General features: G+C 66.4%; 14 protein-coding genes and 1 tRNA gene. 12 read left to right on the top strand and 3 right to left on the bottom strand.

Annotated elements, in window-relative coordinates:
- From I73_RS13220 to tatC, 4 genes are all read left to right on the top strand, one after another.
- Positions 1–233: HIT domain-containing protein (locus tag I73_RS13220; protein ID WP_026096688.1), on the top strand; the 233-nt coding region annotated here is incomplete at its 5' end.
- A gap of 98 nt (positions 234–331) precedes the next feature.
- On the top strand, positions 332–565 hold the full coding sequence (gene tatA, locus I73_RS13215) for a Sec-independent protein translocase subunit TatA (protein ID WP_022981042.1): 234 nt from the start codon (positions 332–334) through the stop codon (positions 563–565).
- A 33-nt stretch (positions 566–598) separates the two neighbouring features.
- The gene (tatB, locus tag I73_RS13210; RefSeq protein WP_022981041.1) at positions 599–1096 is read left to right on the top strand and encodes a Sec-independent protein translocase protein TatB; all 498 of its coding nucleotides are present in this window, start codon (positions 599–601) and stop codon (positions 1094–1096) included.
- Between the two features lie 44 nt (positions 1097–1140).
- The gene (gene tatC, locus I73_RS13205; protein ID WP_022981040.1) at positions 1141–1932 is read left to right on the top strand and encodes a twin-arginine translocase subunit TatC; all 792 of its coding nucleotides are present in this window, start codon (positions 1141–1143) and stop codon (positions 1930–1932) included.
- A 42-nt stretch (positions 1933–1974) separates the two neighbouring features.
- On the opposite strand, the gene I73_RS13200 is transcribed toward tatC, so the two are convergent.
- Positions 1975–3162: a Do family serine endopeptidase gene (locus I73_RS13200; RefSeq protein ID WP_022981039.1), complete on the bottom strand. Its 1188-nt coding sequence runs from the start codon at positions 3160–3162 to the stop codon at positions 1975–1977.
- 21 nt (positions 3163–3183) lie between these two features.
- Here I73_RS13200 and I73_RS13195 point away from each other — a divergent pair, with 21 nt between their 5' ends.
- Positions 3184–3933, top strand: coding sequence for a Nif3-like dinuclear metal center hexameric protein (locus I73_RS13195; protein WP_022981038.1), 750 nt, complete (start codon positions 3184–3186; stop codon positions 3931–3933).
- On the top strand, positions 3930–4955 hold the full coding sequence (pdxA, locus tag I73_RS13190; RefSeq protein ID WP_022981037.1) for a 4-hydroxythreonine-4-phosphate dehydrogenase PdxA: 1026 nt from the start codon (positions 3930–3932) through the stop codon (positions 4953–4955). The genes I73_RS13195 and pdxA overlap by 4 nt, the downstream gene beginning before the upstream one ends.
- Here the strand turns inward: pdxA and mscL are convergent, their stop codons facing one another.
- Positions 4956–5378 carry a large conductance mechanosensitive channel protein MscL gene (mscL, locus tag I73_RS13185; protein WP_022981036.1) on the bottom strand — a complete coding sequence of 141 codons (423 nt, stop codon included), beginning with the start codon at positions 5376–5378 and terminating at the stop codon, positions 4956–4958.
- 204 nt (positions 5379–5582) lie between these two features.
- Here mscL and petA point away from each other — a divergent pair, with 204 nt between their 5' ends.
- From petA to I73_RS13155, 6 genes are all read left to right on the top strand, one after another.
- Positions 5583–6179 (top strand): ubiquinol-cytochrome c reductase iron-sulfur subunit, encoded by a 597-nt coding sequence (gene petA, locus I73_RS13180; protein WP_026096685.1) that lies wholly within the window; start codon positions 5583–5585, stop codon positions 6177–6179.
- 39 nt (positions 6180–6218) lie between these two features.
- On the top strand, positions 6219–7640 hold the full coding sequence (locus I73_RS13175) for a cytochrome bc complex cytochrome b subunit (RefSeq protein ID WP_022981034.1): 1422 nt from the start codon (positions 6219–6221) through the stop codon (positions 7638–7640).
- Positions 7641–7663: 23 nt separating this feature from the next.
- Positions 7664–8413, top strand: coding sequence for a cytochrome c1 (locus I73_RS13170; RefSeq protein WP_026096684.1), 750 nt, complete (start codon positions 7664–7666; stop codon positions 8411–8413).
- A gap of 115 nt (positions 8414–8528) precedes the next feature.
- Positions 8529–9140, top strand: coding sequence for a glutathione S-transferase N-terminal domain-containing protein (locus I73_RS13165; protein WP_022981032.1), 612 nt, complete (start codon positions 8529–8531; stop codon positions 9138–9140).
- A gap of 21 nt (positions 9141–9161) precedes the next feature.
- The gene (locus I73_RS13160; RefSeq protein WP_022981031.1) at positions 9162–9683 is read left to right on the top strand and encodes a ClpXP protease specificity-enhancing factor; all 522 of its coding nucleotides are present in this window, start codon (positions 9162–9164) and stop codon (positions 9681–9683) included.
- A 57-nt stretch (positions 9684–9740) separates the two neighbouring features.
- Positions 9741–9816: transfer RNA gene (locus I73_RS13155), tRNA-Thr, on the top strand.
- A 27-nt stretch (positions 9817–9843) separates the two neighbouring features.
- Here I73_RS13155 and I73_RS13150 read toward each other — a convergent pair.
- Positions 9844–10164, bottom strand: a complete 321-nt coding sequence (locus I73_RS13150; protein ID WP_022979486.1) for a hypothetical protein — start codon at positions 10162–10164, stop codon at positions 9844–9846.
- Positions 10165–10277 lie beyond the last annotated feature (113 nt).

Here is a 10277-nt window from a genome sequence, read left to right as displayed (position 1 = left end):
CGGTGCACTTCCTCATCCTCTTCAAAACCCACATTGCCACCATGGCGGATGTCACGCCGGCCGAGCAGGCGCTGATGGGCAAGATGATGGTGCTGGCCCCGCAACTGATGGCCGAGTTGGGCGTCACCGGGGGCTTCCGTCAGATCATCAACACCGGGCGTGATGGCGGGCAGGAGGTCTACCACCTGCACATGCACGTCATCGGCGGGCCGCGCCCCTGGGCCAAGGGCTGATCAGGCTTTGTGGCTTGTCGGGTCCGTGACACGGGCTTGACGCAAAGTGTCACTGAGCCCCCCGTAGAATTGCAAGATTCGTTTTCTGGAGAACTGACATGGGATCGTTCAGCATCTGGCATTGGCTGATCGTGCTGGTCGTGGTGGTGCTGATCTTCGGCACCAAGAAGCTGAAGAACGTGGGCACCGACCTGGGTGCTGCCGTCAAGGGCTTCAAGGACGGCATGAAGACGGGTGCGGAGAGCGATGAAGCCGCCCCCCCGCAGGTCACCGCGAAGCAGTCGACCGCCGACAGCAACACGGTGGACGTCGACGCACGCCCCAAGTCCTGAGCGCGTGATGCCTGACCTCGTCCTGCCTGCAGCATGATCGATTTCGGCTTCGACAAGCTGGCCCTCATCGGCGCGGTGGCCCTGATCGTCATCGGCCCGGAGAAGCTGCCGCGCGTGGCCCGCACCGTGGGGCACTTCATCGGCAAGGCCCAGCGCTATGTCGCGGACGTGAAGGCCGAGGTCAACCGCTCGATCGAACTGGAGGAGCTTCACAAGATGAAGTCCCAGTTCGAGACGGCCGCACGCGACGTCACGCAAAGCGTGCAGCAAGAGGTGCAGCAGGCGGCCAGCGCCGTCGAGAGCGCCTGGAAGCCCGAGAGCAGTTCCGAGTACGCCGGCCTGGAGACCACGCCGCCGGAGTCCGTGGCGTCTTCGGGCTGGACGCCGGCCTACCAGCCACCGCGCAAGCGCTGGCGCATGAAGCGCGGGGCGGTGCCCCGCTGGTACAAGCAGCGCGAAGGCGTGCGCATGCATGTGCAGTCCGGTGCCGCGCGCGTGGCCCGGTTCCGTCCGCCCCGCTCCGGGGTCTGAATTGACACGGCCCCAGACCCACGCCGTGGCTGGGTGGTAGTGACATGAGCCAAGAACCTCGCGACGAGCTGGAGGGCACCGAAGCCCCCTTCGTCACCCACCTGATCGAGCTCCGGGACCGCCTGGTGCGGGCCCTGCTGGCGGTTGGCGTGGCCTTCGGCGTCCTGGCCATCTGGCCAGGGCCGGCCGGCCTGTACGACCTGCTGGCGGCGCCACTGGTGGCATCGCTGCCGCACGGCGCGACCATGATCGCCACCAATGTGATCTCGCCCTTCCTGGTGCCTCTCAAGATCACCATGATGGCGGCCTTTCTGCTGGCGCTGCCGGTGGTGCTTTACCAGGTCTGGGCCTTCGTGGCGCCGGGCCTGTACAGCCACGAGAAGAAGCTGGTGCTGCCGCTGGTCATCTCCAGCACGGTGCTGTTCTTCACCGGGGTGGCCTTCTGCTACTTCTTCGTCTTCGGCAAGGTGTTCAAGTTCATCCAGAGCTTCGCGCCCCACAGCATCACCGCGGCGCCGGACATCGAGGCCTACCTCAGCTTCGTGCTGACCATGTTCATCGCCTTCGGTGCTGCCTTCGAGGTGCCGGTGGCGGTGGTCGTGCTGGCTCGCATGGGCATCGTCTCGGTGGCCAAGCTGCGTGAATTCCGCGGCTACTTCATCGTGCTGGCCTTCATCATCGCCGCCATCCTGACGCCGCCGGACATCGTCTCGCAGCTGTCCCTGGCCATCCCGATGTGCCTGCTCTACGAGCTCGGCATCGTGGCCGCCGGCGTGTTCATCAAGCACACGCAGTTCCCGGACAGCGATTCGGCCGGCTCTGACAAGACCGCCTGAGCGGCGCGTCACGCGGGCGCCCTGGCGGGGCGCCCGGTTCGCTCACTGCTGCGTCTGCTGGCGGGGGCGCTGGGCGATGTGGACCTTCAGGTCGACGGCCTGCTGTCCGCGCAGCACGCCCACCACCGCGTCGGTCTGCGGCTTCAGCGCCGCCACCACATTGAGCAGCTGCGCGGTGTTGCGGATGGGCTGACCCGCGATGCGCACCACCACATCCCCCGGCTTCATGCCGGCCTTGCTGGCCGGGCCGTCCTGCAGCACGCCGGTGATCAGCACGCCCTCGGCCACCGGGATCTTGAAGTTCTGGGCGAACTCGGGGTCCAGGTCGCGCGGCTGCACACCGATCCAGCCGCGCGTCACCTGACCATCCCGCACCAGACCGTTCATCACCTGCTGCGCCAGGTCGATGGGAATGGCAAAGCCGATGCCCATGCTGCCGCCTGAGCGGGAGTAGATGGCCGTGTTGATGCCGATGAGGTTGCCGTTCACGTCGATCAGCGCGCCGCCGGAGTTGCCGGGGTTGATCGCCGCATCGGTCTGGATGAAGTTTTCGAAGGTGGACAGACCCAGGCCGCTGCGGCCCAGGGCGCTGACGATGCCCGAGGTGACGGTCTGGCCGACGTTGAAGGGGTTGCCGATGGCCAGCACCGCGTCGCCCACCAGCACCTGGTCGATCCGGCCCAGGCTGACCACGGGCAGGCGGTCCAGGTCCACCTTCAGCACGGCGATGTCGCTCTCCGGGTCGGTGCCCACGAGGCGGGCCTTGGCGGTGCGGCCGTCAGAGAGCTGTACCTGGATCTCGTCGGCACCATCGACCACATGGTTGTTGGTCAGCAGATAGCCTTCGGAAGAGACGATGACGCCCGAGCCCAGGCCGATCTGGGGCTGTGGATCCTCAGCGTCCTGCTGGTTGCCCCGCTGTCCGAAGAAGTAGCGGAACCAGGGATCTTCCGCATGGGGATTGGCGGAGTTCGCCTTGCTGGTCTTGCTGGCCGTCACACTGACCACCGCGGGCGACGCCTTGCGGGCGGCCACGCTCAGCGGCTGCGTGGGCAGCGGGTCGTCGGACACCTGGACGGGCACGCCGGATGCCGGCGCGGCGGGGGCGGTCTGGGGCCAGGCCATGCGCGGGGTCTGCTGCAGCCAGCCGGGCTTGAAGGTCCCCAGCACGAAGACCACGGCCACCGCGACGGTGACCGATTGGGCGAAAATGAGCCAGATTCTGCGCATGACACGTCGAGGAAGAAGCCCATGGCGGCAAGAACGGAGATCGAGGCTTGCCTCAACCAATGGCTGCAGCCGGAGCGGTTCAAGGATTATGGGCCGAACGGTCTGCAGGTCGAGGGGTGCGCCGAGATCCGGCGCATCGTCTCCGGGGTGACCGCGAGCCTGGCGCTCATCGACGCGGCCATCGCGGTCCAGGCCGATGCCATCCTGGTGCACCACGGCCTGTTCTGGCGTGGCCATGACGGCCGGCTGACCGGCTGGCTCAAGACCCGGGTGGAGCGGCTGCTGGCGCACGGCATCAATCTGCTGGCCTACCACCTGCCGCTGGACGCCCACCCCGAGCTGGGCAACAACGCCCAGTGGGCCGCCCGGCTGGGCTGGCGGGTCGATGGCCGCTTCGGTGAGCAGGACCTGGGCTTTGTCGGCACCCAGGACGGTGCCACCACCGTGGAACAGCTGGCTGCCGACCTGCAATCCCATCTGGACCGTACGCCCACCGTGCTGCCCGGCGATGGCCGCCCGCTGCGGCGCCTGGCCTGGTGCAGCGGGGGCGCGCAGGGCTACTTCGAGGCGGCCATCGCCGCGGGTGCGGACGCGTTCCTGACCGGCGAGATCTCCGAGCCGCAGGCCCACCTCTCGCGTGAGACGGGCGTGGCCTTCCTGGCCTGCGGCCACCATGCCACCGAGCGTTATGGCGCGCCGGCCCTGGGGGCGCGTCTGGCCGCCCAGTTCGGGCTGGAGCACCAGTTCATCGACCTGCCCAATCCCGCATGAACGCCCGCAAGCCCCGCTTGCTGGTCACGATGGGCGATCCCGTCGGGATCGGTCCCGAGATCATCGCCAAGGCCTTTGCCGCAGGCGAGCTGGCCGATGCCCTGGTCGTCGGCGACGTGGGCGCGCTGCGCCGCGGGGCGCACGCGGCGGGCCTGTCCCTGCCGGTGGCCTGGTTGGAGGCGGTGGGCGACTGGGACCGCTGTCCGCCGGGCTGTCTGCCGGTGTGGCAACCGCCCGGCCTGCCCGCCGGGCTGGGCGCCTTGCCCTGGGGACAGGTGGATGCCCGCGCCGGTGCCGCGGCCGCGGCGTGCATCACCGGGGCGGTGGGGCTGCTGCAGGCGGGGCAGGCGAGTGCACTCGTCACGGCACCCTTGCACAAGGAAGCCCTGGGCGCTGCGGGCGTGCACTTCCCCGGCCACACCGAGCTGCTGCAGTCGCTGTGCGCGGTGGACGGCATGTTGCCGCCGGTGCGGATGATGCTGGCCAACGAGGAACTGCGGGTGGTGCTGGTGACCATCCACCTGGCGTTGCGCCGGGCCATTGAGGCGCTGGACATGCCGGGCATCCTCGAGACCCTGCGCATCACCCATGCGGCCGGCCGGCGCTTCGGCCTGTCGGCCCCGCGCATCGCGGTGGCCGGCCTCAATCCCCACGCGGGGGAGGGGGGGCTCTTCGGCGATGAGGAGATCCGCCTGATCGCTCCCGCGATTGAGGCCGCGCGGGCCGAAGGCATCGATGCCAGCGGCCCCTACGCCCCGGACACGGTCTTCATGCGCGCCCGCCATGCGCCGGGGCATCCCGGTGAATTCGACTTTGTGGTGGCCATGACACATGACCATGGCCTCATCCCGGTCAAGTACCTTGGCGTCGAGGAGGGGGTCAATGTGACCCTGGGCCTGCCCCTGGTCCGCACCAGCCCCGACCACGGCACGGCCTTCGATGTGGCGGGGCGGGGCGTGGCCAGCGCCGCCAGCCTGGTGGCGGCGGCCCGGATGGCCCGCCGCCTGCTGGGTGCGCGCTGATCAGCGCTTGAGCGCGTCGCGGATCTCGCGCAGCAGCAGCACATCTTCCGGCGTCACCGGTTCCGGGGCTGGTGCCGGTGCGGGTTCATTCGCCTTCCGCAGGCGGTTGATCTGACGGACCATCACAAAAATGATGAAAGCCAGGATCACGAAATTGAGCAGCACGGTCAGGAAGTTGCCGTACGCGAAGACGGCGCCGGCCTTCTTCGCCTCCGCCAGCGTGGCCGCGGGCGCTCCCGAGAGCTGCACGAAATAGTTCGAGAAATCCAGTCCACCGATGGCCCGACCGACCAGAGGCATGATCAGGTCGGTGACCACCGAGTCGACGATCTTGCCGAAGGCGCCACCGATGATCACACCGACCGCCAGATCGACCACATTGCCCTTGACGGCAAACTCCTTGAATTCGCTCATGAACCCCATGGGTGCTCCTTGACGTTGGGTATAAGTGCTTCGGGCGCAGTATTGCCCGGATGCCCGAAGTGTCAATCCATAGCGCCAAACAAGTTGCGTCGGATTGCGCTAGATCGAATTGGAAGTGTTGTACCCCTCACTAAAATGTGAGATTGCCCGAGAGCAGACACCCAGAGGTCTGCCTGTCTTTCCAAAGCTCCTAGAAGGACCCCCATGAGTGATAACGCGGTGGACCAAGGCAAGCGCACCTGGCTGATTGCCACGAGTTGTGCCGGTGCCGTCGGTGGCGTGGCGACGGCCGTGCCTTTCGTCAGCACGTTCGCGCCGTCGGAGCGCGCCAAGGCGGCCGGCGCCGCGGTCGAGGTCGACATCAGCGCGCTCAAGCCGGGCGAGAAGATGACCGTCGAATGGCGCGGCAAGCCGGTCTGGATCGTCCGTCGCACGCCCGAGCAGGTGGACAACCTGAGCAAGCACGACAACGAGCTGGCCGACCCCCTGTCCGAGCGCAAGGCCTACCCCATCCCCGAGTACGCCAAGAACGAGTGGCGCTCGATCAAGAAGGAATACCTGGTGGTGATCGGCGTGTGCACCCATCTGGGCTGCTCGCCTTCCGACAAGTTCGCCGCCGGCCCGCAGCCCTCGCTGCCGGACGACTGGCCGGGCGGCTTCCTGTGCCCCTGCCACGGCTCGACCTTCGACATGGCGGCCCGCGTCTTCAAGAACAAGCCCGCTCCGGACAACCTGGAAGTGCCTCCCCACATGTACCTGGCCGACACCAAGCTGTTGATCGGCGAGGACAAGAAGGCCTGATCGGCGCCCCCAACGACAAGACGAAAGGCAACCATCAACATGGCTGAATTCAAAGTCGCGCCGGCGGACGCGCCGCTGGGCGTGAAGCTGATGACCTGGGTGGACAACCGCTTCCCGGCCACCAAGCTGTACAAGGAGCATCTGTCCGAGTACTACGCGCCCAAGAACTTCAATTTCTGGTATTTCTTCGGCTCGCTGGCCCTGCTGGTGCTGGTGGTCCAGATCGTCACCGGCATCTTCCTGGTGATGCACTACAAGCCCGACGCCTCGCTGAACTCGGCGGGCGTGCCGGTGGCCTTCGCCTCGGTCGAGTACATCATGCGCGATGTGCCCTGGGGCTGGCTGATCCGCTACATGCACTCCACCGGCGCCTCCTCGTTCTTCGTGGTGGTGTACCTGCACATGTTCCGGGGGCTGCTGTACGGTTCCTACCGCAAGCCGCGCGAACTGGTGTGGATCTTCGGCTGCGCCATCTTCCTGGCGCTGATGGCTGAGGCCTTCATGGGCTACCTGCTGCCCTGGGGCCAGATGTCCTTCTGGGGCGCCCAGGTGATCGTGAACCTGTTCTCGGCCATCCCCTTCGTCGGCCCGGATCTGTCGCTGCTGATCCGCGGTGACTACGTGGTGGGTGATGCGACGCTGAACCGCTTCTTCAGCTTCCACGTCATCGCGGTGCCGCTGGTGCTGCTGGGCCTGGTGGTGGCGCACATCATCGCGCTGCACGAAGTGGGCTCCAACAACCCCGACGGCGTCGAGATCAAGGCCAAGAAGGACGAGCAAGGTCGCCCGTTGGACGGCATCCCCTTCCACCCGTACTACACGGTGCACGACATCCTGGGTGTCTCGGGCTTCCTGATGGTCTTCTGCGCCATCATCTTCTTCGGGCCGGAGTTGGGCGGCTACTTCCTGGAGTACAACAACTTCATCCCGGCCGACCCGCTGAAGACCCCGCTGCACATCGCGCCGGTCTGGTACTTCACGCCCTTCTATTCCATGCTGCGTGCCACGACCGACGTGATGGTCAACGTGCTGTGCGGCGTGATCGGCCTGGCCGCGGTGGCTGCCCTGCTGAAGGGGCGCTTCTCCGGTGTGGCCAAGGTGGGCGTGATCGTGGCGGCCCTGGTCGCGATCCTCCTGCTCAAGACCTTCGACGCCAAGTTCTGGGGCGTGGTGGTGATGGGTGGTGCCGTGATCATCCTGTTCTTCCTGCCCTGGCTGGACCACAGCCCGGTCAAGTCGATCCGCTACCGTCCGAGCTGGCACAAGGCGCTGTATGGCGTGTTCGTGGTCTTCTTCGTGGTGCTGGGCTACCTGGGTATCCAGCCGCCGTCGGACACCGGCACCCTGATCGCCCAGGTCGGCACCCTGTTCTATTTCGGCTTCTTCCTGCTGATGCCGTGGTGGAGCCAGCTGGGCACCTTCAAGCCGGTGCCCGAGCGCGTGACCTTCCACCCGCACTGAACCTCGGCAGGAGCAACAACATGATGAAGAAACTCATTGCCAGCTGCTTCGCGGCCCTGTGCCTGGTAGGCGCTGCGTCGGCCAACACCGGTGGTGCGCCCTGGGACAAGTTCCCGACCGAGAAGGTGACGGACGTGGCGGCGCTTCAGCATGGCGCCAAGCTGTTCGTCAACTACTGCCTGAACTGCCACGGCGCTTCCTTCATGCGCTACAACCGTCTGCACGACATCGGGCTGACGGACGCGCAGATCAAGGACAACATGCTGTTCACCGGCGGCAAGGTGGGCGATCTGATGAAGGTGGCCATCGACCCGAAGGACGCCAAGGCCTGGTTCGGTGCCAATCCGCCGGACCTGAGCGTGATCGCCCGCTCGCGGGCTGGTGCGCAGGGCAGTGGTGCGGACTACCTCTACACCTATCTGCGCGGCTTCTACCGTGACGACACCCGTCCGACCGGCTGGAACAACACCGTCTTCCCCAGCGTGGGCATGCCCCATGTGCTGTGGGAACTGCAGGGCCAGCAGACCGCCGAGGTGGAAGAGAGGGCCAACGGTGAGCACCATGTCAAGCTGGTGCCGCCGGCCACGCCGGGCCTGATGACGGCCCAGGAATACAACGAATCCGTGGCCGATCTGGTGGCTTATCTGCAGTGGATGGGCGAGCCCGCGCAGATCCAGCGCAAGCAGCTGGGCGTCTGGGTTCTGCTGTTCCTGGGCGTGTTCATGTTCCTCGCCTGGCGCCTGAACGCGGCCTACTGGAAGGACGTCAAGTAAAATCCTGTCCAAGCCGCGAGGTTTGGACTCGCACGCAGCGTGTCGCGAGGCACGCTGCGTTTTTCCGTTTTCGGCGTCTGTCGATTCTGTTTTGCTGTTGAGGGAGCCCACCGCCATGATGGTGCTGTATTCCGGAACCACCTGCCCCTACTCGCACCGTTGCCGCTTCGTGCTGTTCGAGAAGGGCATGGATTTCGAGATCCGCGATGTCGACCTGTTCGCCAAGCCCGAGGACATCGCGCTGATGAACCCCTACAACGAGGTGCCCATCCTCGTGGAGCGCGATCTCATCCTGTACGAGTCGCACATCATCAACGAGTACATCGACGAGCGCTTCCCGCACCCGCAGCTGATGCCGGGTGACCCGGTGGCCCGCGCCCGCGTGCGCCTGTTCCTGTTCAACTTCGAGAAGGAGCTGTTCGCCAACGTGAACATCCTCGAAGGCCGGGGCATCAAGGGTACGGACAAGCAACTGGAGAAGGCACGCGCCCAAATCCGCGACCGCCTGACCCAGCTCGCGCCGATCTTCCTGAAGAACAAGTACATGCTGGGCGACGACTTCTCGATGCTCGACGTGGCCATCGCGCCGCTGCTGTGGCGTCTGGACTACTACGGCATCGACCTGTCGAAGAACGCGGCACCGCTGCTGAAGTACGCCGAGCGCATCTTCTCGCGCCCGGCCTACATCGAGGCGCTGACCCCGTCCGAGAAGGTCATGCGCAAGTAAGAAGAAGACAGGCCTGTCCCGATGAGCAACGTGCCTCCCTCGCCACCTGCCGACGCCCAGGGCAGTTCCACCCGTCCGTACCTGATCCGTGCCCTGCACGACTGGTGCACGGACAACGGGTTCACGCCCTATCTGGCGGTCTTTGTCGACCGCTCGGTGCAGGTGCCGTTCGAGTACGTGAAGAACAACGAGATCGTGCTCAACGTGGGCTTCGAGGCCACCAGCGGGCTGAAGCTGGGCAACGACTTCATCGAGTTCAAGGCCCGTTTCGGTGGCGTGGCGCGCGAGATCCTGGTGCCGGTGGACCACGTGGTGGCCATCTATGCCCGTGAGAACGGGCAGGGCATGGCCTTCCCGATGCCGACGGCACCCTCGGAAGAGGCGGGCGAGGAAGCCGCTGCGCCCGCGGCCGAACGCGGTACCGGCCTTCGTCTGGCCTCGGTTGAACCCGAGGCGGATCGGGCCAGCGAGGACGAGAACGACGGAGACGAACCTCCGCCGTCCGCGCCCACACCGCGCCCCGCACTCAAGCGCATCAAGTGACGCCGTGGCGGCACGGGCCCACCCGCGCTTGCCACTAGAATCGCAGCCTCTTGATTTGCCGGCTTAGCTCAGTTGGTAGAGCAACGGTCTTGTAAACCGTAGGTCGTCCGTTCGATTCGGACAGCCGGCACCACCCCCCTCAGGGTCTGTTGAGCGGTGCTCAGCGCTCGGGCGCCTGGACCTTCACCCGCAGCGCGACCCGCGCCCAGCCTTCCTCCAGCAGCACCTGCTCGATCAGCGGCAGGCACTGACGCAGCTTGGCGGCCACGGCGCTGTTGGGCACCAGCAGGTTCCAGCCTTCCTCGTCCAGCACGCCGCCCCGCACATGGGCGCGCATGGCCGGTGGCAGCACCTGGCGCACGCAGCGCAGCCGCGCTTCCGATTCCCGCAGCCGTTCCAGCAGCCGCCCCAGCATGGCATTGGCCCCCAGCGCCTCGGACACGGGCCGGGTGTGGGGTTGCTGCTTGGGTGGGGACGTCATGGCCACCAGTGTAGCGGCCCCACTTCAAAGGCCAGCCGCCCCCCAGAAGCGGCTGTCCAGAGGGTGACAACCCCCGGTGCTAAACTCAAACGCTTTGTTCAGCCCCGTTGACG

The sequence above is a fragment of the Ideonella sp. B508-1 genome (genome assembly GCF_000333615.1).
In the GTDB taxonomy this organism is placed as follows: Bacteria; Pseudomonadota; Gammaproteobacteria; order Burkholderiales; family Burkholderiaceae_C; genus Ideonella.
The sequence above is the reverse complement of the archived record's forward strand: the minus strand, read 5'-3'. Positions and strand labels throughout refer to the sequence as shown.